The sequence below is a fragment of the Enterobacter cloacae complex sp. P27C genome (genome assembly GCF_014895705.1).
In the GTDB taxonomy this organism is placed as follows: domain Bacteria; phylum Pseudomonadota; class Gammaproteobacteria; order Enterobacterales; family Enterobacteriaceae; genus Enterobacter; species Enterobacter bugandensis.
In genome coordinates this window covers 44,184-70,812 of record NZ_JADBQB010000007.1, presented here as the reverse complement: position 1 = coordinate 70,812, position 26,629 = coordinate 44,184, and the positions used below count along the sequence as shown (strand labels likewise).

Here is a 26,629-nt window from a genome sequence, read left to right as displayed (position 1 = left end):
TTTAATGCGCCGCAAGTATACCCGCTTGTAGCAGCCATTGCGTACAGGGAACGAGAGTAATTTTGATGCACAGCAAACCAACAACGGTGAGCACCAGCGTGTACGGCAGCGCCATCCAGACCATTCTTCCATAAGAAAGCCGTATGAGCGGCGCCAGCGCCGAGGTCAGCAGGAAGAGAAATGCCGCCTGGCCGTTAGGTGTTGCAACGGAGGGCAGGTTTGTTCCGGTGTTGATGGCTACCGCCAGCAGGTCGAACTGCCCGGTACTGACGATCCCTTGCTCCATCGCCGCTTTGGCCTCATTGATATACACCGTCCCGACAAAGACGTTATCGGAAATAGAGGACAACAGACCGTTAAAGAGATAGAACAGCGTAAGCTGCGAGTCCGGCGAGGCCTGAAGCACAAACGCGATAATCGGTGCGAAAAGGTGTTGGTCAATAATCACCGCCACGACCGCAAAAAAGACCGCCAGCAGCGCGGTAAACGGCAGGGCTTCGGTAAAGGCTTTACCAATAGCATGTTCGTCCGTTACCCCGCTAAAGGTGGTAGCAAGAATAATGACGGAGAGGCCAATCAACCCGACTTCGGCAAGATGCAACGCCAGCGCGGCGATAAGCCAGATGCCGATGATCCCCTGCGCAATCAGACGCAGCGTCTCCTGGCGCGTACGCTGTTTGCGGCTCTGCTCGTCAAATTTATGCAGTTCATTGCGGACCGGTTCAGGCAGCTGTGCGCCGTAGCCGAACAGCCTGAATTTTTCGACCAGAATGCAGGTCGCCAACCCGCAGACCAGCACAGGCACGCTGACGGGGGCCATGCGCAGGAAAAACTCGCCAAAATGCCATTCAGCCGCTTTCGCGATGATCAGGTTTTGCGGCTCGCCCACCATGGTCATCACGCCGCCCAACGCCGTACCGACCCCTGCGTGCATCATCAGGCTGCGCAGAAACGCGCGGAACTGTTCCAGCACGTCGCGGTTATGCGCCTCGACGTGGCTATCGTCCTGTAAATCCTCACTTGGGCGAGAGGAGGCCACGCGGTGATAAATGCCGTAAAATCCGACGGCGACGCTGATCACCACCGCGACAACGGTGAGCGCATCCAGGAAGGCCGACAGAAAGGCGGCGGCAAGGCAAAACGCCAGCGAGAGGATCGTTTTTGACGTAATGCTCAGCAGCAGGCGGGTAAAGATAAACAGCAGCAGCTGTTTCATAAAGTAGATACCGGCCACCATAAAAATGAGCAGCAGGAGCACTTCCAGATTGGAGGCCAGCTCTGCTTTTACATGCTCTGCGGACGTCATGCCGATGACAACGGCTTCAAACGCCAGCAAACCGCCGGGCAGCAGGGGATAACACTTCAGCGCCATGGCCAGGGTGAAGATAAATTCCGCCACCAGCAGCCACCCGGCGATAAACGGATCCACGCTAAAAATGATGGGATTAACGACCAGGAAAACCAGCAGTATCAGTTTGTACCAGTCAGGAGAATGGCCTAAAAAATTGCGCCACAGCGCGCGCCCAAAAGAAATTTCCACAACAGACGTCCTTCCCGTTAAGTAATACAAAACATCAGTATACGCAAAAATCGTGGCCCGGAGGCGGATAAGACCGCATTGTAAATTTCACAAAAATGAAACGGCGATCCCTCTTTTCTCACTTTGCCGCGCTACCTGCCGTTGCACGCCTCTGGTATGATGAGTCCAATTTGCAAAAAGCTGTGTAATGGAAATCTCACTATGGTCATTAAGGCGCAGAGCCCGGCGGGTTTCGCGGAAGAGTACATCATTGAAAGCATCTGGAATAATCGTTTCCCTGCGGGGTCCATTCTTCCGGCTGAACGCGAACTCTCTGAACTGATTGGCGTCACTCGCACCACGCTGCGTGAAGTGCTTCAGCGACTGGCGCGTGATGGATGGTTGACGATCCAGCACGGCAAGCCAACAAAGGTAAACAACTTCTGGGAAACCTCGGGGCTGAACATTCTTGAAACGCTGGCGCGCCTCGACCACGAAAGCGTGCCGCAGCTGATTGATAATCTGCTCTCCGTGCGCACCAACATCGCGACTATTTTTATTCGTACCGCTTTCCGTCAGCATCCTGAAGATGCGCTTGCGGTGCTGGCCAGCGCGAATGAAGTTGAAGATCACGCCGACGCCTTTGCCACCCTCGATTACAACGTGTTTCGCGGCCTGGCGTTTGCCTCCGGCAACCCGGTTTACGGCCTGATCCTCAACGGTATGAAAGGGCTCTATACCCGCATTGGTCGTCACTACTTCGCTAACCCTGAAGCCCGCAGTCTGGCGCTGGGCTTCTACCATAAGCTGAGCAAGCTCTGCACCGAAGGCCTGCACGATCAGGTTTATGAAACCGTACGCCGCTACGGCCACGACTCCGGTGAAATCTGGCACCGTATGCAGAAAACGCTGCCGGGCGATTTGGCGATTCAGAGCCGCTGAAATAAAAAACCTCTCAATCGAGAGGTTTTTTTTCGCCCGGTGGCACTACAGCGTATTCAACCGCGCCGGGCAGCGTTCCAGCAGCTCCACGCTGCCGTCCTCATTCTGCTGCTCCAGCTGCACGTCAAAGCCCCACAGGCGGTGCACGTGCTTCAGCACCTCTTTACGCCCTTTATCCAGCGGCGCGCGGTTGTGCGGAATATAGCGCAGCGTCAGAGAGCGGTCGCCGCGCAGGTCCACGTTCCACACCTGAATATTGGGTTCAAGGTTGCTCAGGTTGTACTGGGAGGAGAGGCGGGAGCGGATCTCCCGGTATCCTTCCTCGTTGTGGATCGCGGAGATCTCCAGATAGTTGTTGCGGTCATCGTCCAGTACGGTGAAGAAGCGGAAATCGCGCATGATCTTCGGCGACATGAACTGGCTGATAAAGCTCTCATCCTTAAAGTCGCGCATCGCAAAATGCAGCGTTTCCAGCCAGTCAGAACCGGCGATATCCGGGAACCAGTACTTGTCCTCTTCCGTTGGCGACTGGCAGATGCGCTTAATATCCTGGAACATCGCAAAGCCCAGCGCATACGGGTTAATCCCGCTGTACCACGGGCTGTTGTAGGGCGGCTGGAACACCACGTTAGTATGGCTGTGGAGGAATTCCATCATGAACCGCTCGGTGACTTTCCCCTCGTCATACAGATGGTTGAGAATGGTGTAGTGCCAGAATGTTGCCCAGCCTTCGTTCATCACCTGGGTCTGTTTCTGCGGATAGAAATACTGGCTCACCTTACGCACGATACGCAAAATCTCGCGCTGCCACGGCTCCAGCAGCGGGGCGTTCTTCTCCATAAAATAGAGCAGGTTTTCCTGCGGCTCGGACGGGTAACGACGCGCTTCGGCAATCGTTTTTTCCTCCTCACGCTTCGGCAGGGTGCGCCACAGCATGTTCACCTGGCTCTGCAGATACTCCTCGCGGCTTTTCTGCCGGGCTTTCTCCTCCTGCAGTGAGATTTTCTGCGGGCGTTTATAGCGGTCCACGCCGTAGTTCATCAGCGCGTGGCAGGAGTCGAGCAGCTTCTCTACCTCGTCCACGCCGTAGCGCTCTTCGCAATCAGTAATATATTTACGGGCGAAGATCAGGTAATCGACGATGGAGCTGGCGTCCGTCCAGCTGCGGAACAGATAGTTATTTTTAAAGAAGGAGTTATGGCCGTAGCAGGCGTGCGCCATCACCAGCGCCTGCATGGTAATGGTGTTCTCTTCCATCAGATAGGCGATACACGGGTTGGAGTTAATGACGATCTCATACGCCAGCCCCTGCTGGCCGTGCTTGTACAGCCGCTCCGTTTCAATGAATTTTTTACCAAACGACCAGTGCGGATAGTTGATCGGCATCCCGACGCTGGAGTAAGCGTCCATCATCTGTTCGGAGGTAATCACCTCAATCTGATGGGGATAGGTATCCAGGCGATACAGTTTTGCCACCCGGTCGATTTCGGCGAGGTAGACATCCAGCAGCTCGAAGGTCCAGTCGGGTCCATCGCTCAGACGTGTGTTGTCCTTGTTCAGGGAATCAATATTAGCCATTAGCGCGCCCTCGTTGTGGGTGCTCTCTCTGTCTGGAGAGCCTCCTTTCAAGCATAGATCAACGTGTTAAAAAGCGTGCTGGCGCAGAAATTTTTTCTTTGCGATTTCCCGTTTTTGATACGGCAAAAAAAGCGCACTCATCAGAATTTTATGCTGGTTAAAAATAAAGCTCAGCAGGAGATCCCAAATTATCCCTTTCCCCTAATGCTGGGGGATGTGTGAGGTAAGTCACCATAAAAAAGTCGTATGTTGAATAATATTTTCAACTAGGTTATCAATCTGTAATTAGATGATTGTTCTTTTGCTCATAATGGAGTGGCTATGCGTGTTGTCATACTGGGAAGTGGTGTCGTTGGCGTAACCAGCGCCTGGTATTTAAGTCAGGCGGGACATGAGGTTACCGTTATCGATCGTGAATCCGGCCCGGCGCTTGAAACCAGTGCGGCAAATGCCGGTCAAATCTCTCCTGGCTATGCGGCCCCGTGGGCGGCGCCCGGCGTGCCGCTGAAGGCAATCAAATGGATGTTCCAGCGCCACGCGCCGCTGGCCATCAGCCTTGACGGCACGCAGTTCCAGCTGAAGTGGATGTGGCAGATGCTGCGCAATTGCGACACCCGGCACTACATGGAAAACAAAGGCCGCATGGTGCGTCTGGCGGAATACAGCCGTGACTGCCTCAAAGCCCTGCGCGCGTCGACGGGGATTGAGTACGAAGGCCGTCAGGGCGGCACGCTGCAGCTGTTCCGCACCGAGCAACAGTATGAAAACGCCACCCGCGATATCGCCGTGTTGGAAGATGCCGGTGTACCGTATCAGCTGCTGGAAGCCAGCCAGCTGGGGCAGGTGGAACCCGCGCTGGCCGAAGTGGCCCACAAGCTGACCGGCGGTCTGCGTCTGCCGAATGACGAAACCGGCGACTGTCAGCTCTTTACCCAGCGTCTGGCACAGATGTGCGAGCAGGCTGGGGTGAAATTCCGCTTTAATACCTCCGTCGACAAGCTGCTGTCGGAAGGCGAAAAAATTTATGGCGTGAAGTGCGGCGACGAGGTGATAAAGGCGGATGCCTACGTGATGGCGTTTGGTTCCTACTCCACCGCCATGCTGAAAGGCATCCTCGATATTCCGGTCTACCCGCTCAAGGGCTATTCATTGACTATCCCGGTGAAAGAGGAGAGCGGGGCGCCTGTGTCAACCATCCTGGATGAAACCTATAAAATCGCCATTACCCGCTTCGATAAGCGTATTCGCGTCGGCGGCATGGCGGAGATTGTCGGCTTCAACACCGAGCTGCTGCAGCCGCGTCGTGAAACGCTGGAGATGGTAGTGGGCGATCTCTTCCCGCGCGGCGGGTTTGTGGAACAGGCGACGTTCTGGACCGGCCTGCGTCCGATGACCCCGGACGGCACGCCGATTGTAGGCCGCACGCCATACAAAAACCTGTGGACCAATACCGGACACGGCACGCTCGGCTGGACGATGGCCTGCGGCTCGGGCCAGCTGCTGAGCGACCTGATTTCCGGGCGCACGCCGGCAATTCCGTTTGACGATTTAAGTGCTGCGCGCTATCAATCAGGATTTACGCCATCGCGTCCTCAGCACCTGCACGGCGCGCATAATTAAGGAGTTGTCATGTCCCGTCCTGTTCTGGCTCAGCTGGATCTGCAGGCCCTGAAGGAAAACCTGCAAATTGTTCGCCGGGCAGCACCTGGTTCGCGCGTCTGGTCAGTCGTCAAGGCAAACGCCTACGGCCACGGTATTGACCGTATATGGAGCGCGCTCGGCGCGACCGACGGTTTTGCGTTACTCAATCTCGAAGAGGCCATCCTGCTGCGCGAGCGCGGCTGGAAAGGGCCTATTCTGCTGCTGGAGGGGTTCTTCCACGCGGACGATCTGCCGCTGCTGGATAAGTATCGCCTGACCACCAGCGTTCACAGCAACTGGCAGATTAAAGCCATTCAGGATGCGAAGCTCCACGCTCCGCTGGATATTTATCTCAAGGTGAACAGCGGCATGAACCGCCTGGGCTTCCAGCCCGAGCGGGTGCATACGGTCTGGCAGCAGCTGCGTGGCCTGAAAAACGTCGGCGAAATGACGCTGATGGCGCACTTTGCCGATGCGGAAAAACCGGACGGCATTGCTGATGCTATGGTCCGCATTGAGCAGGCGGCTGAAGGGCTCGATTGTCCGCGCTCTCTGTCGAACTCGGCGGCGACGCTTTGGCATCCTGAAGCCCACTATAACTGGGTGCGTCCGGGGATCGTTCTGTACGGTGCATCACCCTCAGGCCAGTGGCAGGATATTGCCAACAGCGGCCTGAGGCCGGTCATGACCCTGCGCAGCGAGATCATCGGCGTGCAGACGCTGAAGGCGGGCGACACGGTAGGCTACGGCAGCCGCTTCCGGGCGAAGGGCGAGCAGCGGATTGGCATCGTCGCGGGCGGTTATGCCGACGGCTATCCGCGTATCGCGCCGACCGGCACGCCAGTGTGGGTTGATGGGGTGCGCACGGGAACGGTAGGCACGGTATCAATGGATATGCTGGCCGTTGACCTGACGCCATGCCCGCAGGCGGGCATCGGTTCACCGGTCGAGCTGTGGGGCAACGAAATCAAAATTGATGACGTGGCGGCCGCGGCGGGAACGGTAGGGTATGAACTGATGTGCGCCCTGGCACCAAGAGTGCCGGTTGTGACGGTGTAACTTGTATCTTTGCCGGGTGACGCGAAGCCGCCACCCGGCAAAAAAACTACTCCGCGTCCTCTTCCATCGGCCTCAAACCGACCTTCCGCACCGCGTTATCTTCTTTTTCTGCCACCGTCCAGATCATCCCGGCAAACTCCACCTGGTCACCCACAACCGGCGCAGCGCCAAGCCGCTGCTGAATGATTTCGCCCAGCGTTTGCGGGTTATCACCGTCTTCTGCACCTTCATCCAGGCCATAAATGAGCGCCACATCCGCAAACTTGGCGCTGGCTTCCAGAATAAAATCGCCGAAGAAACGCTGGTCCAGCGCCACGGGAGGCGACTGGCTGAACAGCTTGCCCAGCGCGGGCAGGTCGCGCTCGCGGCCAATGACGCACAGAATATCCCCTTCGCGCAGGCGGGTGCTGCCAGTCGGGTGCAGCAGGACATTATCGCGGAACAGGGCGGCAATGCGCGTTTCAGTCGGCATGTGCAAATCGCGCAGCGAGGCCCCCACGCACCATTTGTCGGCGCTCAGCTGATAGACGAACTGCTCCCACGGGTTTTCCGGGTGAATATCCAGCCCCACGCGGGAGACCGGCCAGCCTACGGGCGGCACCACCACTTTGGCCTTTTTCGCCGCCCACCCGAGCGACGTGCCCTGGAACAGCAGGGAAATCAGCACCACGAAGAACGCCACGTTGAAGAACAGCCGCGCGTTGTCGAGACCGGCCATCATCGGGAACACCGCAAGGATAATCGGCACCGCGCCGCGCAGGCCGACCCAGCTGATAAAGACGCGCTCGCGCAGGTTAAAGCCGCGAAACGGCAGCAGGCCTGCAAATACGGAGAGCGGACGGGCGAAGAAGATCATCCACGCCGACAGCAGCAGCGCCGGAACGGCGATCGGCAGCAGGTCCGACGGGGTCACCAGCAGGCCCAGCACCAGGAACATGCCGATTTGTGCCAGCCACGCCAGGCCGTCAAAGTTCTGCAAAATAGCATGACGGTTGCGAATAGGGCGGTTGCCCATCAGGAACCCGCAGAGGTAGACGGCGAGAATACCGCTGCCGTCCAGCGCGGTGGTGACGGCAAAAATGAGAATGCCGCCGCTCAGTGCCAGCAGAGGGTAAAGCCCTGAGGGCAGAGAAATGCGGTTGATCGTCTGCTGTAACAGGTATCCCCCCGCCAGGCCGATGACAATCCCCAGCCCGAACTGCTGCAGAATATGCAGGGCAAACATCCAGCTCAGGCCCGTCTCGTGCTGCTGGATCATCTCTATCAGCGTGATGGTCAGGAACACCGCCATCGGATCGTTACTGCCGGATTCAATCTCAAGCGTTGAGCCAACGCGTTCGTTAAGCCCTTTACCCCCAAGCAGGGAAAAGACCGCCGCCGCATCGGTAGAGCCAACGATTGCGCCAATCAGCAGGCCTTCCATCAGATTGAGATTGAAAAGCCATGCGGCCATCATCCCGGTGAGGCCGGAGGTGATCAACACGCCGACGGTCGCCAGCGACAGCGCAGGCCCTAAGGCCACGCGGAAGGAGCTCGCCTGAGTTCGCATCCCGCCGTCGAGCAGGATCACCGCCAGCGCGAGGTTACTCACCATGTAGGCGAAGGGATAGTTATCGAAGGGGATACCGCCGATGCCGTCAACGCCGGCCAGCATGCCGATGGCCAGGAAAATAACAAGAATGGGTATGCCAAGACGCGATGAAAATGAACTTAATAAAATACTGCTGGTTACAAGTACAGAACCCAGAATGAAAAGGCTGATTATCGCTGCGGCATCCAATGTTCTCTTTCTCCCACCTCAATGTTAACGCTGTTACTAAAACCCTAACATATTAACAACGGCAACAGCGTTTTATTAAGGGGGTTTTTTATGCTTTTATGACCGGATGACCACCGATCGTTAACCGACTGCCCGAAACATCATGTGTAAGCGTCGCCTGCGCGCCCAGCGCAAGGGTAACGGTCTGCTGTTCATGGCCGAAATCCAGACCGGTGATAACCGGAATATCCAGCCGCGAGCGGATGAAATCGACCATCGTTTCCAGGGAGTAGCCCGCATCATAGTCATTCGGGGCAGAGCCGCTGAAGCTGCCCAGCACGATCGCGGACTGGCGATCGAGAATACCGGCATGATAAAGCTGCAATAACATGCGCTCGACGCGGAACGGATGTTCGTTAATATCCTCCAGCACCAGAATGCCGTCCTTGATTTGCGGCATCCACGGCGTGCCGATGAGCGAGACCAGCATCGCCAGGTTACCGCCCCAGAGCTGGCCCTCACATTCCCAGTGCGGTCCATTGCCTTGCCATTCCACGCTGTAGGTGGGATTGCGCAGCGCGCGCCAGAAATGCTCCATGGTGAACGCGTCCAGTTCCGGCGCGCCGAAGTTACCGGCCAGCATCGGGCCGCTAAACGTGATGACGTTATGCAGCGCCAGAAGACCAAGCTGGATGGCGGTGAAATCGCTGTGGCCGCATATCAGCAGCGGATCCTGCTGCTGGCGCTGTGCCAGGCCCTGCCAGTCAATGCTCTCAAGCAGCCTGCTCGCACCATAGCCGCCGCGCACCGCAAGGACTATTCGGTTTTCGCCCTTCAGGTTCACCAGGCTATTGATATCATTTAGCCTCTGCGCTTCTGTTCCGGCAAAACGCTGCTGGCGGCGGGGGATAATTGTCTGATTTTCTACCTGATGGCCGGATTCCAGTAAGCGCTGAACGCCCCGCTGCGCCGCGTCCTGGTTAATACAGTAGCCCGATGGCGCGATGAGATGAAACTGAGACATGGCAATTCCTTGCTGAATGAGAAACTAATTGTCTATATCATGCCGCGTATACGTCGCCTGCTTCAAGGGCGGCGCACCGCGATGACCGGCTATAAGGATAGATGACGTGAAATTGAGATGGTTTGCTTTTTTGATTGTTTTGCTGGCTGGCTGTAGTTCAAAACATGATTATCAAAACCCGCCCTGGAACCCGGAAGTGCCGGTGAAACGGGCCATGCAGTGGATGCCGATCAGTGAACAAGCCGGGAAGGCATGGGGCGTCAGCCCTCGGCTGATCACCGCCATTATTGCGGTGGAGTCCGGCGGCAATCCCACGCTTGTCAGCAAATCCAACGCGGTGGGGCTGATGCAGCTGAAAGCCTCTACGGCGGGGAGAGAGGTCTACCGCTATATGGGCTGGAGCGGCCAGCCGTCGACCAGCGAGCTGAAGAATCCGGAACGCAACATTTCTATGGGGACCGCTTACCTGAGCATTCTGGAACACGGCGTGCTGAAGGGCATTGAGGATCCGGAAGTGATGCAATACGCGCTGGTGGTCTCGTACGTGAACGGCGCCGGGGCGCTGCTCAGAACTTTCTCCTCTGACCGCAAAGAGGCGATTGAGGAGATCAACGACATGGACAAAGATGAGTTCGTCGAGCATGTGGCGAAAAATCATCCGGCACCGCAGGCGCCTCGCTATATCTGGAAAGTACAGAAAGCGATGGATGCCATGTAATGCCGCAAACGGGCGGCGCTCGCTGCCCGACTTTTCCTACAGAACCTTATTCGCACGTTCCCGTGCTTCCCGTTCCAGCGAATAGATAATGCGCTGCAGCTCGCGCTCCGCGCCGGGCCCGACGTTCAGAAAACGGAAGCTCAGACGCGGCGTGGTAATCGTTTCATTTTTGCTGTCCACCACCGTGCGCTCGCTGATGGCAATCAGCTGTGCATCGAAATAAAAACGGCCCCAGCCCGCCATATCCAGTTCTATTTGCGTAAACCGCATGCCTTCTACCAGACCCTCCGGCTTCGGGGTATCCATCAGCGCGCCCATTCCGCCCAGCGACAGGTCAAAGAGACGGAAGCGGATCTCTTTTTTGTCCGGCATTTTGGCCTTACAAAAATAGGCAGGATGAAGGGGGGCGCTGATGCGGAAATATTCACGGCGCTGGACAAACCAGAGATTGCCAGGAAGGAGGGTAACAAAAGCCGGAAGTCCCTGGTATTCGCTCAGTTCCAGTCGCGGCAGGACAAATTCCACTTTGGCCCCATGGGTTTCGGCCATGACCACGATATTCTCTGCTTTCAGCGCCGCGCGGTTTTCATACTCCAGGCTGCCCAGGTCAATAACCAGCCTCTCCTGCGAGACGTCAAGGATCTTGCTGATAAACTGATTATTCGACCAGCTGATGCGCAGCGGCACTTCGCCTTTTTGCAGGTCGCGTAATACCCCTAATACAGCCAGCGGATTTTGCTTGAGGAACTGCTCACTGTAATGACTCACGCCGGATGGCTCCTTGATTGATGACAGACTGTCTTAGTGTTATCGGCAATCCACCCTCAAACTTAATACAAACCGGTGAGATTTTTTTACCGTTGTCCGCAGGATAAGTCGGTGAGACGAAACTGGTTTTCCGGTGATGACCTATACTTAAGTTAGCTGTGCAGAAGGTTTTCTGCACATGCGTTTAATCTGCAAGAGGGCATTGCTATGGGTATTATCGCCTGGATTATCTTTGGCCTTATTGCCGGCGCTATCGCAAAACTGATCATGCCGGGAAACGATGGCGGCGGCTTTATTTTGACCTGCGTACTCGGGGTCGTTGGTGCGGTTGTAGGCGGCTGGCTGGCGACGATGTTTGGTTTTGGTGGTGACATCAGTGGTTTCGACATGCACAGTTTCCTGGTCGCTGTCGTGGGAGCCATTGTCGTGCTGGGCATATTCAGATTACTGCGACGAGCATAAAATGACAGAACGGCTCTCTGCGGAGGGCCGTTTTTTTTGCCGCTATATTGATTTGCTAATCTAAATGATAATAATTGTCGTTCCGTATTGCATGTAATAACAAGACGACATTATGAACTCCTCACGTTTTACGTTATGCACCCTGGCGGGTGCCGTCACGCTGGCATTGCAGGTCCAGGCTTTCGCCAAAGAATCAACCATTGTCGTCACGGGCTCAGAGCAGGGCAGCGCGCTGCCGGCCTGGACCAACAGCGCCACCAAATCGGCCGTTGCCGAAAGTAAAACGCCGCAGGTTATCAACACGCTCTCTGCGCCGGAGATCGAAAAGCGTCACGCGAACTCCGTGAATGAAATCCTGCGCTATGCCCCAGGCGTCTCAACCGAGGTGCGGGGGAATACCTCCTATATGAGCGAATACAAAATTCGTGGCTTTACCGTCGATCAGGAGTTTTACAACGGGCTGCAGCTACCCTATAACGTCACCGGTAACACCAAGGCGCGCATCGATCCGCTGTTAATAGAGAGCGTCGATATACTGAAAGGGCCTTCATCGGTGCTTTACGGCGGCGGTTCGCCGGGCGGGCTGGTAAATATTCAAAGCAAAAAGCCGCAGCGGGAAGCCCGAACCGAGGTCGGTTTTAACACCGGGAACCGTAATCTGAAAGAAGGCTACCTCGATTCGACCGGACAAATTGCCGACAGCGACTGGAATTACCGCCTGCTGGGTAAGGCGACGGAGAATAACGATCAGCCGCACACCAGCCGCTATGAAAATTATCTGGTCGCCCCGTCCGTTACATGGCAACCCGACAGTAAAACCCGCCTCACCCTGGATGCGCTGGCGCAAAACTCCCCGAGCCTGACGCCGTCTAACCCGCTGCCGCTCGCTTACCTGCGGTCCAAATATGCCGATCGCCGGGATTACGCCGGAGATGAGTGGAGCGGGTTTAAGCAGCGGCAGTGGATGCTGGGCTACAGCTTCGAGCATGAGTTCGACAGCGGCTGGGGCTTTAATCAGAAAGCGCGCTATTTCGACGTCGATACCCACCAGAACAGCGTCTACGCGACGGGAACGGGAAGTGAGGTCTATCAGCTTAACCGCTTTGCCTATACCACCGATGAAGATCTTAAGAGCTTCAACATCGACAACCAGGTGACTAAAACCGTTGCGCTGGGCGAATGGAAACACCATCTGCTGGCCGGGTTTGACTATCAGAGGCTGAACTCCCATTTCCACTACCGCTACGCGTCGACTACGCCGGGCATGGATATGCGTAATCCGGACTATTCGCAAATCCACGAAAGCGCGCTGGGGCTCTACACCGCCCAGAAAAACCGTCTCAGCTACCAGCAGAACGGGTACTACCTGCAGGATCAGGTGGAATTTGGCGGCTTAAATCTGTTAGGCAGCCTGCGCTACGACGATTACCGCTCCGTCACCACCGATTACCTGCAAAACGGCGATAAGGCCTGGGTATCGCAGGATCGCGTTACCAAACGCCTGGGGGCGCTTTACGCCTTCGATAACGGTATTTCGCCGTTTATCAGCTATTCAGAAGGTTTTGCACCGGTCTCGCCGCAGGGGACGCTCACGGCGAAAGACGTCAAGCCAACCACCAGCAAGCAGGTGGAAGGCGGGGTAAAATATCTGCTGGCAGAGTACGCCACGACGTTTACCGCCTCGGTGTTTAACATCCGGCAGAAAAACGTCGTCACCTCCGACCCGGGCTTCCTGAACTACCGTCAGACTGGTGAAGTGGAATCCAAAGGCGCGGAGCTCTCCGCCATCAGCCGCCCGACTGACAACCTGACGCTGATTGCCAACTATGCCTACACCCACGTAATTAATACCGAAGATGATAAATACCAGGGCAAGCGTCCTACTCAGGTGCCGGAAAATGCGTTCAACCTGTGGGGGGACTACACCTTCGAGAGCACGCCGCTGAAGGGGCTGATGCTGGGCGCCGGGGCGCGCTATACCGGGCCGATGGAGATTTCACCGTCTAACGATGCGGGTAAGCTGGGGGGCACTACGCAGTACGATCTGGCGGCGTCGTACCGGATGGGCGAAATTCTGCCTTCGCTGGCGGGGCTGACGCTTAAGGCGAGTATGCAGAACATCACCAATAAAGAGACGCTGACCTGCTACGATGCGACCAACTGCTGGATTGGGCGTGACAGGACGTATCAGCTAGGGGCGAGTTACAGCTTCTAAATCCCTGTGAGTTCAAAATGAAGGCCGGGTAAGGCGTAGCCATCACCCGGCAATACTCCCTTACTGCGCCGCAGCTTTCACCGGCGCAGCCTCATCGTTCGCCGCAGGCTGATTTTCCGGCACGCTGTCGCACGGTTTCTCTTTCGGACAAACCAGATCCAGCATTTTCAGCGTCACGCCGTTACTCCAGCCGAACCCATCCTGGAGCGGATATTCACCGCCGCCACCGCCGGTACCGGTAGAAGAGACATCATATTTCTCCACCAGCTTCTTCTCGCGGTCGTAAGTATGCTGAACGTTCTTCAGGAAGCGCCAGGTCACGTCCATTGCAACCTTATCCTGCCCATAGTTCTGCAACCCTTCCGTTGCCACCCACTGCAGCGGCGCCCAGCCGTTTGGCGCATCCCACTGCTGGCCGCTGTTGATGGTGGTGGTGGTAATACCCCCCGGCTTCAACAGGCGCGCGGAGGTGGCCGCGGCCACTTTATCGGCGCGATCCTGTGCCGCCGCCTTCACGTAGAGCGGGAAGAGGGCCGCCGCCGTGAGCTGGTTGCGCACCTTCTTACTCTTGAGATCGTAATCGGCGTACCAGCCCTCTTTATCGTTCCACAGGTGGCGCTCAATGGTTTTTTGACGCGCGGTGGCTAATGCCTCGTATTTACTCGCCGCCGCGCTGTCGCCCGCCTCCTGGCCTGCTCGCGCGAGCAGTTTTTCCATTTTAAACATCAGGGCGTTCAGATCGACGGGCACAATGCTGGTGGTGCGGATGGTGCCGAGCTTTTGCGGGTCGTCCATCCAGCGGGAGCTAAAGTCCCACCCCGAGGCCGCTGCGGAGCGCAAATCGCGGTAGATTTCCGTCGCAGGCCGGTTAGGGTTGCTCTTCGCCGTGGTGATATCGTCAAGCCAGGACTCCGGGCGCGGGGTATCGCGATCGTCCCAGTAGCGGTTGAGTACGGAACCGTCATCGAGCTTCACCACGCGCTGGTTAGCCTGCCCTGGCTGAAGGCTTTCTACACCCTCCATCCAGTAGGTGTACTCTTTTTCCATTTGTGGACGGTATTTTTTCAGCGCGTCTTTGTCATGCGTCGCCAGCAACTCAACCATCAGTGAGAAGAACGGCGGCTGGGAGCGGCTCAGGTAGTAGCTGCGGTTGCCGTTGGGGATATGGCCGAAGGTATCAATCTCATACGCAAAGTTATCCACCATATCGCTGATTTTGTCCCAGTGGCCGCTCTCCGCCAGGCCCAGCATGGTGAAATAGCTATCCCAGTAGTAGACCTCGCGGAAGCGCCCGCCGGGCACAACGTAAGGTTTCGGTAACGGCAGCAGGGAATCCCATTTGTTACTGGCTTTATCCGTGGTGCGCGTCAGCACCGGCCAGAGGTCGTCAATGTGCTCACGTAAGCTTTGTCCCGCAGGCGGCACATATTTTTCACCTTCCGCAGGCAGCATGAAGTTCATCTCCACAAAGTGGCGCAGGTCAAAGCTTGTCTGGGTGTGCTGCATCCGGTAATCCGCCAGTATCATCAGCGGGTCGCTTTTGGGAACGGCATCGGCAAAGGTTTTCTGATCGGGAAACAGTTTGGCACTCTGCACGTCGTTAAACAGAGGGCCAAGCAAAATATCGGGTGAATTTTTCTGGTAGGCTGGCTGTTCTTCAGCATAACCCATCGTTGCTACACCGAGCAGCGCGCCTCCCAGCGCGAGGTGCAAAAGAGCAGGGCGTAAAGTACGAGGTCTTATCATCGGTTCGTCTCCTGTATTCCTGAACAGCGTGACCGCTGTTATCAATCACCTGAAAACCTTAGACGAATATTGCCCGCTTCGCGTGTTGAATATCCCATTTTGCGCAGAACCAGACAATTTACCGCTTCGCACGCCCTGTCCGGAAGGATTTGTTGTGCAACAAAAAAAATAATAGAACCCAAAAGGCTATGTAGTCGAAATGGCGATGCTCCCTATTTGCGTATCCACTTTTATAATCAGGATGAATTTTATGAAATTAAAAAAACGGTAATACTGATAAGTGCATTTTATTCCGGCGCTTAGACAGCAGCAGGCGGCCGCCGCGCAGGCACCACCCGCCGTTGTTATGCAGTCCGAAGAGCCGGTGAGCAAAGCCGAACCGCCAAAGCTGACGCTTTCAGGGTTTGGCGATATTAAATTTTATGGTGACGTGGAGTTTAATATGGATGCCGCCAGTAAAACAGGCAGTCTGACCCCCATTAATCAAAGCACTAATAGCGACCGGGCGCCGGGATATAAAGAACGCTGGGATATTAACGGGCGTAATTTATGAGGTTTTGATGGTTATCGAAAAATGGATAACGGCAATTTTGCCGGATTTTCCGTTCAGCCTCTCGGCGGGAAAATGTATCTCGATGATGCGGTATTCTTCTTCGGTTCTGTGAACGACGGGGAAATTAAAGTCGGACGATCTCTACAGCGACGGCTACGGGTTTACTATGACCTGGGACGGGCTTAAAACCGATCCGGAGAACGGATTGGTCATGAACCTCAACACCGCTTACCTGGACGCGAAGGGCGAGTACGATATTCATACCATCCATACGATCTGATCCCGAACGTCATGAAGATGAAAATCTTCAATATCTATCTGGGCGCGTATGCGTCCTGGGTCAACGCTTCCCCGAAAGCGGGCGATAAGAAAAACGACGATCGCTACGGTGGCCGCGTGCGCTTTAAATACTCTTTCTGATGCCAGCCTGCCGGTCAGACCTCTTCCGGGGCCTGGCCGGCTTCCCGCAGCGTGCCCGGCGCATGGCCAATGATGCGCTTAAAGGCCCGGCTAAAGGCCGCCAGCGATCCGTAACCCAGCCGCAAGGCGACCGTTTCAATCGGCTGATTTTCGTGACGAATGTACTGAATCGCCAGCCGCATTCTCAGTTCGCTGAGATACTTTGCCGGGGTCGTCCCCGTCGCGGCCAGAAACCGTTCGGCAAACACGGAGCGTGAGGTGCCCGCTTCTTTCGCCAGATCCGCCACGCTCCAGTTCAGGCCAGGCTGCTGGTGCATGGCGTAAATGGCCCGGCTCAGGCGCGGGTCGCGTAAAACCTGCACCCAGCCGGTAGCTTTACCGCAGCCGCCCTCAACCCAGCCGCGCACAATTAACGCCGCCACCACATCAGCCAGCCGGGCAAGGATCCCGGCGAACCCGGCCTGACGGGTCATGGATTCTCGCTCCATCGCCGCCAGTAGCGGATGAATTTCCGGCCAGGTGGACATCAGCCGGCTGACCATCATCACTTCCGGCATTGCTTTGATCAGCGGCTGCATCCCGCCGAGCTCAAAATCCATACACCCGCTAAAGATGATGGTGTTCTCGCTCTCCGGACAAGGCTCGCAGGTAATGGCGCACACCGAGCCGCAGATAGGTTCGCTCGGAAAAGCGTTCACCGGGGTAATGGCTGCCTGCGCGTCAGAGAGCAGGGCGTGGGCATTCCCGCCAGGAATAAACAGCGCGTCGCCGCCGCTCAGTTCGAAGGTCGCACCGCTCTCCATACGCAGCAGGGCGCTACCGTGGCTCACAAAATGGAACTGCGCCTTACCGGGCGCCTGGTGGAACGCCACGCCAAACGGCGCGCTGGCTTCAATCCGTCGGTATTTCACACCCGACAGGCGCATGCCGCGTAAGAGTTCGCTGATCAAATCGGGGGACTGAACGGTCATGGCGCAACTCCGGACGAATAATCAATAAGTGGAGATTATATGTCATAGATCGTCCACGGTGAACCCTCTATGCTTTTGCGACAGTTGTCACATTTTTATAACGGGAGAACAACAGATGAATTCATGTGTCGTGGCGAGAGAGGCCGTGGCGCCAGCCAGACCCGCCTGGCGGGCCGTCTATTCACTGGGGCTGGGCGTGTTTGGGTTGATAACGGCTGAGTTCCTGCCAGCCAGTTTGCTGACGCCGATGGCCGCGAGTCTGGGCGTCAGCGAGGGCATGGCCGGGCAGGCCGTCACCGCCACCGCGCTGGTGGCACTGGTCACCGGGCTTCTGATTACGCCGGCGACCAAAAGTATCGACCGTCGCTGGGTACTGATGTTTTTCTCCGTGCTGCAAATCATCTCCAGCCTGCTGGTAGCCTTTGCGCCTACGCTGCACGTCCTGCTGATGGGGCGCCTGCTGTTAGGGGTCGCCATCGGTGGCTTCTGGGCGATGTCGACGGCCACCACGATGCGCCTGGTTCCGACGGATAAAGTACCGAAGGCGCTGGCGGTGATTTTCTCCAGCGTGTCGATTGCCACCGTGGTTGCTGCCCCGCTGGGGAGCTATCTGGGTAGCCTGATCGGCTGGCGCAACGTCTTTGTGCTCTGCATACTGCCGAGCGTACTGGCGCTGCTGTGGCAGATCTGGGTGCTGCCGTCCATGAAGCCCGAGAGCAGCGGTAGCCTCAGCACGCTGTTCCGCGTGCTGCGTCGACCGGGCATGATCGGCGGCATGCTGGCCACTATTCTGATCTTCAGCGGCCATTTCGCCTTCTTTACCTACCTGCGCCCGTTCCTGGAAACGGTGGGGCAGGCGAACGTTGAGACCATTTCACTGATCCTGCTGGGCTTTGGGCTGGCGAACTTTGTCGGTACTTCCGTTGCCGGACATCTGCTGGCACGTAATCTGCGCCTGACGCTGGCGCTGGTGCCGTTCGCCATGGGCATACTGGCGCTGACGATGGTGGCGTTTGGCCATCTGGCAATGCTGGACGGTTTCCTGGTGGCGCTGTGGGGCTTTGCGTTTGGTCTGGTTCCGGTGGGCTGGTCAACCTGGCTTGCCACCACCGTTCCGGATGAAGCCGAAAGTGCAGGGGGGCTGCTGGTGGCCTCAATCCAGCTGGCGATAAGCGCCGGTGCGGCCGGGGGCGGGGCGGTATTTGACCTTAACGGTGCCAGCGGCGTATTCGCCGGAAGCGGGTTCCTGCTGGTGACGGCGATGGTGATTGTGTTGATGGGCGTGAAAGTGAAAGCGGAATGATTTTTTGCCGGGTGAGCGTTCGCGCCACCCGGCTCCAGGCTTACAGCCCTTTCTTATCCATTAGCACCGCCAGATCCACCAGGCGGTTAGAGAAGCCCCACTCGTTGTCATACCACGCCAGGATCTTCACCATGTTCCCGCCAATCACCAGCGTGGAAAGCCCGTCGATAATGGAGGAGCGCGGGTCGCCCTGGTAGTCGCTGGAGACCAGCGGTTCATCGCTATAGCCCAGGATCCCTTTCAGAGGCCCGCTGGCGGCCGCGTTGCGGAACGCCTCATTCACCTCTTCGGCGGTTACGCTACGGCTGAGCGTTACCGTTAAATCCACAATCGACACCACCGGCACCGGCACGCGCAGGGAGTACCCGGTCAGCTTGCCGTCCAGGGAGGGGATCACTTTGCCCAGCGCTTTCGCCGCGCCGCTGGAGTAAGGCACAATCGACAGCGCCGCCGCGCGCGCGCCGCGCAGATCTTTTTCCGGCTGGTCGTGCAGCGCCTGGCTGTTGGTGTAGGCGTGCGTCGTGTTCATCAGACCATGCTCGATCCCGAACTGCTGATGCAGCACCTGAGCCGCCGGCGCCAGACCGTTAGTGGTACAGCTCCCGTTACTGACGACCACGTGCTGAGCCGGGTCGTAGCGATCGTGGTTCACTCCCATCACAACCGTCAGATCGTCATTTTTGCCGGGCGCGGAGATGATGACGCGCTTTGCGCCACCCTGCGTGACGTGCACCGCCGCTTTTTCCCGATCGGTAAAGAAGCCGGTGGCCTCAATTACCACGTCAACACCAGCATCGCGCCACGGAATATTTGCCGGATCGCGTTCGCTAAACACCACAATCCGCTGACCGTCCACCTGCAGCGCGCCGTCAGCCGCTTCAACGGGCGCGGGCAGTTTGCCCAGAAGGGAATCATGTTTCAGCAGGTGGGCGAGGGTTTTACTGTCCGTCAGATCGTTAATGGCCACAATCTGAAGATCCGGGTTACCCAGCGCCGCGCGTAGGAAATTACGTCCGATACGGCCGAAACCGTTAATACCGACCTTAACCATGGTGCACTCCTTATCTCTGTTGTCTGGAGTCACTGTAGGCGCGGGGCCGGTTGGCGTAAACGACAAAAAAGGATCAGATTACGCCATCTTGCGGCAGTGGAAGCGCTGGCGGTACTCGCCTGGCGTGAGGTGGAGCTGTTTCTCAAACACGCGGCGCAGGTTAATGCTGGTGCCAAACCCGCTTTGCTCGGCAACCCGCTCAAGGGGATCATGGGTCTGCTCAAGCAGTTGTCGGGCGGCGGCCAGGCGCGCTTCCGTCACGTAACGGGCAGGCGAGACGCCCGCGTCGCGGGTAAAAACCCGGGTGAAATTGCGCGGGCTCATCGCCACCTTTTCGGCCAAATTTTCCACGCACAGGTCGGCGGTGAGGTTCTGCAGGATCCAGGTTTGCAGTTCGCTGATAGGCCCCGATGCGCCAGACTGCTGCAGGCTATAGCGGCTGAACTGCAGCTGTCCGCCGGGGCGACGCAGATACATCACCATATCCTGCGCCACGTCGCGGGCGAGGGTAAATCCGTAGTCGTCTTCCACCAGCGCCAGGGTCAGATCGAACCCGGAACTCACGCCGCCGGAGGTCCAGATGGGGCCATCCTGAATATACAGCGGGCCGCCTTCGACGTGGATAGCCGGGTACTGGGCTTGCATCGTCTCCAGCAGCCGCCAGTGGGTGGTTGCGCGGCGGCCGTCCAGCAAGCCGGTCTGGGCAAGCAGCATCGCGCCCCCGCAAATGGAGGCGACTCGCCGGGCGTGCGGGGCAGCGAGGTGCAGCCAGTCCACCACCGCCGTGCTCTCCTGCTCGTTGATCCCGCGTCCGGTGATGATAATGGTGTCCAGCGGTTCGCGCGGATCCAGCTCCGGCAGGCGATAGTCCGCCAGCAGGTTCAGGCCAGACTGGCCGTGGATCACCTGGTGGGGCTGCGTGGTGGCAATGATGATACGGTAGCGGGGCTGGGTAAGCCCTTCCGGATGCAGCCGGTTGGCCTGCATCAGAATGTCGGCGATACCGGCGGCCTCAAACAGCATGCCGCCGTCAGGTACGATAATTAATATTTTCTTCATGTCCTGAAAAGTACATTTACCACAGAATAAGTCAAGCCGGGCGTGACCCTGCGTTTCCGGCAAAGCAAAGCGATTTAAGTTCTTTGTCATTTCAGGCGTTATCCCCGATCGTCAGAGCATTGTCTCTGGCGAAACGGCGTCTGAAGGAATGAGTAAACGAAGCTCCCTCTATTTACATCCGCAGCAGCGCAATCATATCCACCGACTTGCATCTGGGGTTCTGTGGCGAAGTGAACTCCCTACGTGGCTGCTGATCGTCATTATCTATACCGGCTGGTTTTCCACCCTAACATTCTGGCAAACGCTCGGCCTGCTTCCCGCCACGCTGCTGCTTATCTGGTTTACCGCCTGGTACATGTCACTGCAGCACGAGCTGATCCACGGGCATCCCACCCGTTTTGCCTGGCTTAACCAGCTGTTCGGCACGCTCCCGCTGGCGGTCTGGTATCCGTACGGCCTGTACCGGGATTCCCATCTGGCCCATCACCGTCACGATAGCCTGACCTTTCCGGCGGATGACCCGGAGTCGTATTATTTTACCGAGGCGAGCTGGGCGCGCTTTTCCCCGTGGCAGAAGTGCCTGATCCGGGCCCGGAATACCTTTGCCGGGCGGCTTCTGCTGGCGCCGCTGCTGGATATCGTCCAGACGCTGGGCAGCGCCGGGGCGGCGTTTCGTGATTTTCACCTGCGGGCGATGGCGATGTGGCTGGTTCATGCTCTGCTGCTGGGGGCACTTTTCGCGTGGATGGTGCATCACGGCTTTTCACCCGTCTGGTTTGTGCTGGCGGTGAGCTATCCGGCGCTGGCGCTGACCAAGGTCCGCTCGTTCTACGAACATCGGGCGGCGGACGATCCGCTCGCGCGCTCGGTCATTAACGAGGCCGGGCTAGTCTGGCGGGTGCTGTTTTTGAATCTCAACTACCATTCTATTCACCACGATTTACCGGGCGTTCCCTGGTACGGGTTGCCGACGATCTACCGGCAAAACCGGGAGGCGTACCGGCTGCGTAACCACGGCTTTGTGGTCCGGGGCTACGGTGAATGGCTACGCCAGTTCTGGACCCGGCCAGTGGAGGTCACCGTCCATCCCGGAAAACAACAGGAGGAGAGGTATGAGTAACCTGCTGGCGTTTCCCATGTACGCCGTGGATCGCGGCGATACCCGCGCGCTCTGGCTGGCGGTGCAGCATCTGCTGGCCGCGCGTGGCGTGCCCGTCGGTGGTGCTCCCGGCTGGCCGGAGTCTGACCTGCTGGCCCACTGGCAACAGCCTGAGCTTATCCTCAGCCAGACATGCGGCTACCCGCTGGTGACGCAGCTACCGGAGGTACAGGTGGTGGGCTGTTTTCACTACACCGCCGCGGGCTGCGAAGGGAGCCAGTACCGCAGTTTTCTGGTAGCGCGCGCGGAGGAAAGGCATCTCACGCTGGCGGATTTTCGCGGACGTCGGGCGGTTTGTAATTCGGAAGACTCGCAGTCCGGCTATAACGCGCTGCGGAAAAAGGTGGCACCCCTGATTGTTGACGGGCCATTTTTTTCACAAACGTCCTTCAGCGGCAGCCACCGTCAGTCGCTGATTGACGTGCAGCGCGGGAAGAGCGATATCGCCGCCATAGACTGCGTGACCTGGGCGCTGCTGGAGCGTCATGAGCCGGAACGGCTTGCGGGGCTGGCGGCGTTCGATCGAACGCCGCTGACGCCAGGGCTGCCATTAATCACGTCGCGACGCGCGTCCCCCGAAACGCTCAGCGCCATTCGCGATGCGCTGCGCGAGCTGGTGAGTGCGCCGGATTACCGGGAGGTCTGCGCCGCAGTGCTGATCGGCGGTTTCAGCGTGGTGACGCGCCAGGCTTACGCCTCCTTGCCCGCGTGATAAATCGCCTGCGCGTCGGTAAAACAGCGTAGCGCCAGCGAAGAGACGGGTTTCTGCCTGCGCATAATCAGGCCGATGGGAGCCTCAATGTTCGCGTCGGCGATGGGGACAATCCTGAAAGTGCTGTTCAGGGCTTCCAGCCCGTTATTCAGCGGCATCACGGCGCAGCATACGCCGCTCTGAACTGCCTGAATGATCTGGAACGTGGAGTCGCTCTCAAAAACGGCCGTCGGTTCGATGCCAGCAGCTTTAAAGCTGGCCTCCATATGCGCCCGGTAGTGCATCCCTTTGGTCAGGAACCCCAGCGGAAAATCCGTCAGGTCGTGCCAGGTCAGCGTCTCCGGGGTAAGCTGGAAATGACGGGTGTCGTGGAGCAGCCCCATCTTCGTTTTAGGAAGCTGAATAATGTCAAACAGGCTGGTGTCGATGCTGTTCAGGTAGCAAATCCCCAGCTCAAGCTGATTGCGGCTGACGCCGTCGGCAATTTGCGCCGAAGACATAGAATAGAGGCTGTAGGTCAGATCCGGGTACTTTTGCGTAAGCAGGCGGATAAAGATCATCGGATCCACGCTCGCCAGCGGCACCATCCCCAGACGTAGTTCTCCCACCACCTGACCTTTACACAGCGCGGCTTCCGCCTGCAATCCGTCGTGTGCGGCAAGAAGCGCGCGCGCCCATGCTAGGATGCGCTCTCCCTCCGGCGTAAACCCTTCAAAACGCTGCCCGCGCACGATCAGCACCAGCCCCAGCTCCTCTTCGAGGCTGCGGATGCGCATGGAGAGGGTCGGCTGGGTGATGTTGCACCGCAATGCCGCTTTACCAAAGTGGCGGGTCTCGTCGAGCGCGAGTAAATATTTTAACTGTTTTATGTCCATCACTCTTCTCTGCGCGTAAAGCCTTACAGCATGCGGATCTCTTTCGAGCGCAGGGTAATGCGAACCGGAACCGATTTATACGACGGCGTACCGCTGTCCTTATCAAGATAATCGAGCGGCACCAGCACGTTGGCCTCCGGGTAATACGCGCCGACGGAGCCCGGGGCGATGTTGTACGCCACCACCGTAATATCTTCCAGACGCTGCGCGCTGCCGGGGAGGGCGGTTTCGATATCCACGCGATCGCCGTGTTGCAGCCCTGACTGCGCCATATCTTCTTCGTTCATAAACAGCACGTCGCGGCGGCCAAATACGCCACGGTAGCGATCGTCCAGGGCGTAAATGGTGGTGTTGTACTGATCGTGGCTGCGCAGCGTGATCAGGCGCAGCACATGCTCGCCTTCACCGCTGGCGTTTTCCTGTACGCCGTCGAATACCGAGAACATCGCTTTGCCCGTTGCGGTCGGCCAGATACGCTGTGTCGGAGGCAGCGGCATGCGGAAGCCGCCGGGAACACGGATCCGCGCATTGTAGTTCTCAAAGCCCGGAATGGTCTGCTCGATCAAATCGCGGATGCGGTCGTAATCCTCGACCAGCGTCAGCCAGTCCACGCGTGTTTCCGGCAGGGTAGCCTTTGCGAGGCCAGCGACGATGGCAGGCTCCGAACGGAGCAACGGCGAGGCGGGTTTCAGCTTGCCGGAGGAAGCATGCACCATCGACATGGAGTCTTCGACGGTGATGGACTGGCGGCCGGTGGCCTGCATATCCAGCTCCGTGCGGCCGAGGCACGGGAAAATAAAGGTCTCTTTGCCCACCAGCAGATGGGTACGGTTCAGCTTGGTCCCGACGTGCACGCTCAGATCCAGGTTACCCATCGCCGGGAAACCGTTCTCGTGGTCGGGCATCGCGACGGCAAAGTTACCGCCGAGGCAAATGAGCGCTTTTGCGCGACCGTCGATCATGGCCTGCGTCGCCTGCACCGCATCGTGTCCGTGACGGGAAGGGGGCTCAAAGCCAAACACCTCTTTCAGGCGGTTCAGGAAGGCCGGGGCAGGCTTCTCGCTAATCCCGACGGTCCGGTTCCCCTGAACGTTAGAGTGGCCGCGCAGGGGGCAGATCCCCGCGCCGGGCTTGCCGATATTCCCGCGCAGAAGCAGCAGGTCAGCAATCAGGCGGACGTTCGCCGTGCCTTTATTGTGCTGGGTAATCCCCATTCCGTAAGTAATGATGGTGGCGTTTGATTTGGCATAGGCCTCGGCCACCTTTTTGAGCGCCGCCTGGCTGAGCCCCGACTCGCGCTCAATGTCGTCCCAGCGGGTCTGCGCGATATCGGCGGCAAAATCTTCAATACCCCGGGTGTGTTCTGCAATAAACGCGCGGTCAAGCACGTCACCGCGTTCGGCCTCCATCTCCAGAAGGTGTTTAGCAATGCCTTTCAGCGCGGCGGCATCGCCCCCGGCCTTCACCTGGAAGTAGGTTGAGGCGATGTCCGTAGAGCTATAGGTTGCCATTTCAATCACGCTTTGCGGGTCGGCAAAACGTTCGAGGGCGCGCTCGCGCAGCGGGTTGAAAACGATAATCGGCACATTGCGACGCGCCAGCTCGTGCAGGGTACCCATCATTCGCGGATGGTTGGTGCCGGGGTTGTGACCGATGGAGATCACCAGCTCAGTCTTGTCGAAATCGTCCAGCGAGACGGTGCCTTTCCCAATTCCGATGGAGCGCGGCAAGCCGACGCTGGTGGCCTCGTGACACATATTCGAGCAGTCCGGGAAATTATTGGTGCCGTACTCGCGGGCGAACAGCTGGAACAGATACGCCGCTTCGTTAGAGGCGCGCCCGGAAGTATAGAACTCGACCTGGTCCGGTTCGAGCCCGCGCAATATTTCCCCGATGCGTTGAAACGCCTCGTCCCAGTCGACGGGCCGGAAGGTATCGCTGGCCCGATCATAGCGCAGGGGATGCGTCAGACGACCATAACCTTCCAGCTCAAAGTCTGATTTAGCCAGTAGCGAGGAGACGCTATTTTCCGCCAGAAAATCGGGCGTCACGCGCTTACTGGTCGCTTCCCAGGTTACCGCTTTCGCGCCGTTCTCGCAGAACTGGAATGTCGACTTGTGCTCTTTATCGGGCCACGCGCAGCCGGGGCAGTCAAAACCGTCCGGCTGGTTGGTACGCAGCAGCGTCGCGGGAGCGTCCAGGGTATCCATTTGGGTACGAACTGCAATGGCCGTCGCCTTCAACGCGCCCCAGCCGCCGGCAGGACCATCGTAGTGTCTGATACCGGGAACTGAGCGTCTTTTCGTGTTCATACTGACTCCTGACGTGTTTGGTCGCGCAACGGCTGGGTAATAAGCAAAAGCAATGACTGACGGAGATGGAAATCCACGCGGTCGAGTTACGCCTCTTGCCTGTAATTATCTTTATAACAATGAGTTAAAAGTGTTGGCATGCAACTATTTAAAGAAATTATAACGAAATTTTATCATTTTAATAATACATTGTATCTATCATCCGGTAGGCAGGATAGATAGCGTCGAGAGGGAAAGTATGTAGCGAAGGTAAAATTTCGAATGAAAGAGACGGTCGCTCAAAAGTGGAAACATGGCGGCTGACAGGCACTGTAGCTACGTCGGTATTCGAAATAGTGACGAGAAGGTTTACTCAGGCTTAATGATTAATGGAAATATATAATCACTTACAGGGTTATTATCACAACATGAAATATAAGTTATTTTGAGTCGTGAAATTAAAGGCGCAGTCAATAAGTTAAATAGTGATGGTGTCGTCAGGTGATGCGGCAATATTAAACATACCCTGTAAGTGCAACAAATAATTCATCGTCGATATCTTCTTCTGATATCACCAAAACGACATTTCTACTAATTATGGTAGTGGCGATAATAGCATTATTGCGTTAATGAAATCCGTTCTCTTTTGAATTTTGTGCTTTAATAACAGTGTGTTATATCATTAGAAGGTGTTGAAATAAGTAGATCCAGGCCATGTCGGTTTTTTTATCAGATTAATCCTATAATGTTTTGGCTGCTTCAATTACCACCACTTACGCTGCGGTAAATATTGAATTGAAGCAA

The 26,629-nt window shown here is 57.2% G+C and carries 20 protein-coding genes and 1 pseudogene; 10 read left to right on the top strand and 11 right to left on the bottom strand.

Annotation, left to right across the window (positions count from 1 at the left end; genetic code table 11):
- Position 1 precedes the first annotated feature (1 nt).
- On the bottom strand, positions 2–1,540 hold the full coding sequence (gene nhaB, locus IM291_RS15630; RefSeq protein WP_048998676.1) for a sodium/proton antiporter NhaB: 1,539 nt from the start codon (positions 1,538–1,540) through the stop codon (positions 2–4).
- A 201-nt stretch (positions 1,541–1,741) separates the two neighbouring features.
- Between nhaB and fadR the strand changes: the two genes are divergently transcribed.
- The gene (gene fadR, locus IM291_RS15625) at positions 1,742–2,461 is read left to right on the top strand and encodes a fatty acid metabolism transcriptional regulator FadR (protein ID WP_028013515.1); all 720 of its coding nucleotides are present in this window, start codon (positions 1,742–1,744) and stop codon (positions 2,459–2,461) included.
- A gap of 45 nt (positions 2,462–2,506) precedes the next feature.
- On the opposite strand, the gene IM291_RS15620 is transcribed toward fadR, so the two are convergent.
- Positions 2,507–4,039, bottom strand: a complete 1,533-nt coding sequence (locus tag IM291_RS15620) for a SpoVR family protein (protein ID WP_192987266.1) — start codon at positions 4,037–4,039, stop codon at positions 2,507–2,509.
- Positions 4,040–4,360: 321 nt separating this feature from the next.
- On the opposite strand from IM291_RS15620, the gene IM291_RS15615 reads away from it, so the two are divergent.
- Positions 4,361–5,659, top strand: a complete 1,299-nt coding sequence (locus tag IM291_RS15615) for a D-amino acid dehydrogenase (protein ID WP_192987264.1) — start codon at positions 4,361–4,363, stop codon at positions 5,657–5,659.
- A gap of 9 nt (positions 5,660–5,668) precedes the next feature.
- On the top strand, positions 5,669–6,739 hold the full coding sequence (gene dadX, locus IM291_RS15610) for a catabolic alanine racemase DadX (RefSeq protein WP_028013513.1): 1,071 nt from the start codon (positions 5,669–5,671) through the stop codon (positions 6,737–6,739).
- A gap of 46 nt (positions 6,740–6,785) precedes the next feature.
- Here the strand turns inward: dadX and IM291_RS15605 are convergent, their stop codons facing one another.
- Together IM291_RS15605 and ldcA are read right to left on the bottom strand one after the other, a co-directional pair.
- The gene (locus IM291_RS15605) at positions 6,786–8,519 is read right to left on the bottom strand and encodes a potassium/proton antiporter (RefSeq protein WP_041909504.1); all 1,734 of its coding nucleotides are present in this window, start codon (positions 8,517–8,519) and stop codon (positions 6,786–6,788) included.
- Positions 8,520–8,607: 88 nt separating this feature from the next.
- A complete protein-coding gene (ldcA, locus tag IM291_RS15600; RefSeq protein ID WP_041909506.1) occupies positions 8,608–9,522 on the bottom strand; it encodes a muramoyltetrapeptide carboxypeptidase in 915 nt (304 codons plus the stop codon).
- Positions 9,523–9,628: 106 nt separating this feature from the next.
- Here ldcA and emtA point away from each other — a divergent pair, with 106 nt between their 5' ends.
- On the top strand, positions 9,629–10,240 hold the full coding sequence (gene emtA, locus IM291_RS15595; RefSeq protein ID WP_041909508.1) for a membrane-bound lytic murein transglycosylase EmtA: 612 nt from the start codon (positions 9,629–9,631) through the stop codon (positions 10,238–10,240).
- A gap of 36 nt (positions 10,241–10,276) precedes the next feature.
- Here emtA and IM291_RS15590 read toward each other — a convergent pair whose 3' ends face one another.
- Positions 10,277–11,008 carry a flagellar brake protein gene (locus IM291_RS15590; RefSeq protein WP_028013509.1) on the bottom strand — a complete coding sequence of 244 codons (732 nt, stop codon included), beginning with the start codon at positions 11,006–11,008 and terminating at the stop codon, positions 10,277–10,279.
- Positions 11,009–11,215: 207 nt separating this feature from the next.
- Here IM291_RS15590 and IM291_RS15585 point away from each other — a divergent pair, with 207 nt between their 5' ends.
- Entirely contained in the window at positions 11,216–11,470 is a 255-nt protein-coding gene (locus tag IM291_RS15585; RefSeq protein WP_028013508.1) for a GlsB/YeaQ/YmgE family stress response membrane protein, read from the top strand.
- 112 nt (positions 11,471–11,582) lie between these two features.
- Positions 11,583–13,685, top strand: a complete 2,103-nt coding sequence (locus IM291_RS15580; protein WP_048998681.1) for a TonB-dependent siderophore receptor — start codon at positions 11,583–11,585, stop codon at positions 13,683–13,685.
- Positions 13,686–13,745: 60 nt separating this feature from the next.
- On the opposite strand, the gene IM291_RS15575 is transcribed toward IM291_RS15580, so the two are convergent.
- Complete coding sequence (locus tag IM291_RS15575) at positions 13,746–15,431, bottom strand: alpha,alpha-trehalase (protein WP_048998683.1); 1,686 nt, start codon at positions 15,429–15,431, stop codon at positions 13,746–13,748.
- A gap of 280 nt (positions 15,432–15,711) precedes the next feature.
- On the opposite strand from IM291_RS15575, the pseudogene IM291_RS15570 reads away from it, so the two are divergent.
- Positions 15,712–16,404 (top strand): annotated as a pseudogene (locus tag IM291_RS15570) (carbohydrate porin).
- A gap of 14 nt (positions 16,405–16,418) precedes the next feature.
- Here the strand turns inward: IM291_RS15570 and IM291_RS15565 are convergent.
- Entirely contained in the window at positions 16,419–17,375 is a 957-nt protein-coding gene (locus IM291_RS15565) for an AraC family transcriptional regulator (RefSeq protein ID WP_028013503.1), read from the bottom strand.
- 115 nt (positions 17,376–17,490) lie between these two features.
- Between IM291_RS15565 and IM291_RS15560 the strand changes: the two genes are divergently transcribed.
- The gene (locus IM291_RS15560; RefSeq protein WP_045260284.1) at positions 17,491–18,678 is read left to right on the top strand and encodes an MFS transporter; all 1,188 of its coding nucleotides are present in this window, start codon (positions 17,491–17,493) and stop codon (positions 18,676–18,678) included.
- Between the two features lie 40 nt (positions 18,679–18,718).
- Here the strand turns inward: IM291_RS15560 and gap are convergent, their stop codons facing one another.
- Positions 18,719–19,729 (bottom strand): type I glyceraldehyde-3-phosphate dehydrogenase, encoded by a 1,011-nt coding sequence (gene gap / locus IM291_RS15555; RefSeq protein ID WP_048998685.1) that lies wholly within the window; start codon positions 19,727–19,729, stop codon positions 18,719–18,721.
- 78 nt (positions 19,730–19,807) lie between these two features.
- Positions 19,808–20,788, bottom strand: coding sequence for a GlxA family transcriptional regulator (locus tag IM291_RS15550; protein ID WP_192971773.1), 981 nt, complete (start codon positions 20,786–20,788; stop codon positions 19,808–19,810).
- A 148-nt stretch (positions 20,789–20,936) separates the two neighbouring features.
- Here IM291_RS15550 and IM291_RS15545 point away from each other — a divergent pair, with 148 nt between their 5' ends.
- The gene (locus IM291_RS15545) at positions 20,937–21,908 is read left to right on the top strand and encodes a fatty acid desaturase (RefSeq protein ID WP_048998688.1); all 972 of its coding nucleotides are present in this window, start codon (positions 20,937–20,939) and stop codon (positions 21,906–21,908) included.
- On the top strand, positions 21,901–22,659 hold the full coding sequence (locus IM291_RS15540; protein ID WP_192987262.1) for a phosphate/phosphite/phosphonate ABC transporter substrate-binding protein: 759 nt from the start codon (positions 21,901–21,903) through the stop codon (positions 22,657–22,659). Before IM291_RS15545 ends, IM291_RS15540 begins: the two co-directional genes overlap by 8 nt.
- On the opposite strand, the gene IM291_RS15535 is transcribed toward IM291_RS15540, so the two are convergent.
- On the bottom strand, positions 22,638–23,534 hold the full coding sequence (locus tag IM291_RS15535; protein ID WP_192987260.1) for a LysR family transcriptional regulator: 897 nt from the start codon (positions 23,532–23,534) through the stop codon (positions 22,638–22,640). The genes IM291_RS15540 and IM291_RS15535 overlap by 22 nt on opposite strands.
- Positions 23,535–23,557: 23 nt before the next feature.
- Positions 23,558–25,846, bottom strand: coding sequence for an FdhF/YdeP family oxidoreductase (locus tag IM291_RS15530; RefSeq protein ID WP_192987258.1), 2,289 nt, complete (start codon positions 25,844–25,846; stop codon positions 23,558–23,560).
- Positions 25,847–26,629: the final 783 nt, after the last annotated feature.

Excerpts from the sequence above, each read along its gene's own strand:
- IM291_RS15535 (WP_192987260.1), bottom strand. The coding sequence starts at position 23,534 with ATGGACATAAAACAGTTAAAATATTTACTCGCGCTCGACGAGACCCGC.
- ldcA (WP_041909506.1), bottom strand. The coding sequence starts at position 9,522 with ATGTCTCAGTTTCATCTCATCGCGCCATCGGGCTACTGTATTAACCAG.
- gap (WP_048998685.1), bottom strand. The coding sequence starts at position 19,729 with ATGGTTAAGGTCGGTATTAACGGTTTCGGCCGTATCGGACGTAATTTC.
- IM291_RS15550 (WP_192971773.1), bottom strand. The coding sequence starts at position 20,788 with ATGAAGAAAATATTAATTATCGTACCTGACGGCGGCATGCTGTTTGAG.
- IM291_RS15545 (WP_048998688.1), top strand. The coding sequence starts at position 20,937 with ATGAGTAAACGAAGCTCCCTCTATTTACATCCGCAGCAGCGCAATCAT.
- IM291_RS15585 (WP_028013508.1), top strand. The coding sequence starts at position 11,216 with ATGGGTATTATCGCCTGGATTATCTTTGGCCTTATTGCCGGCGCTATC.
- fadR (WP_028013515.1), top strand. The coding sequence starts at position 1,742 with ATGGTCATTAAGGCGCAGAGCCCGGCGGGTTTCGCGGAAGAGTACATC.
- IM291_RS15580 (WP_048998681.1), top strand. The coding sequence starts at position 11,583 with ATGAACTCCTCACGTTTTACGTTATGCACCCTGGCGGGTGCCGTCACG.
- IM291_RS15615 (WP_192987264.1), top strand. The coding sequence starts at position 4,361 with ATGCGTGTTGTCATACTGGGAAGTGGTGTCGTTGGCGTAACCAGCGCC.
- IM291_RS15530 (WP_192987258.1), bottom strand. The coding sequence starts at position 25,846 with ATGAACACGAAAAGACGCTCAGTTCCCGGTATCAGACACTACGATGGT.
- IM291_RS15575 (WP_048998683.1), bottom strand. The coding sequence starts at position 15,431 with ATGATAAGACCTCGTACTTTACGCCCTGCTCTTTTGCACCTCGCGCTG.
- IM291_RS15565 (WP_028013503.1), bottom strand. The coding sequence starts at position 17,375 with ATGACCGTTCAGTCCCCCGATTTGATCAGCGAACTCTTACGCGGCATG.
- IM291_RS15620 (WP_192987266.1), bottom strand. The coding sequence starts at position 4,039 with ATGGCTAATATTGATTCCCTGAACAAGGACAACACACGTCTGAGCGAT.
- IM291_RS15560 (WP_045260284.1), top strand. The coding sequence starts at position 17,491 with ATGAATTCATGTGTCGTGGCGAGAGAGGCCGTGGCGCCAGCCAGACCC.
- dadX (WP_028013513.1), top strand. The coding sequence starts at position 5,669 with ATGTCCCGTCCTGTTCTGGCTCAGCTGGATCTGCAGGCCCTGAAGGAA.
- IM291_RS15540 (WP_192987262.1), top strand. The coding sequence starts at position 21,901 with ATGAGTAACCTGCTGGCGTTTCCCATGTACGCCGTGGATCGCGGCGAT.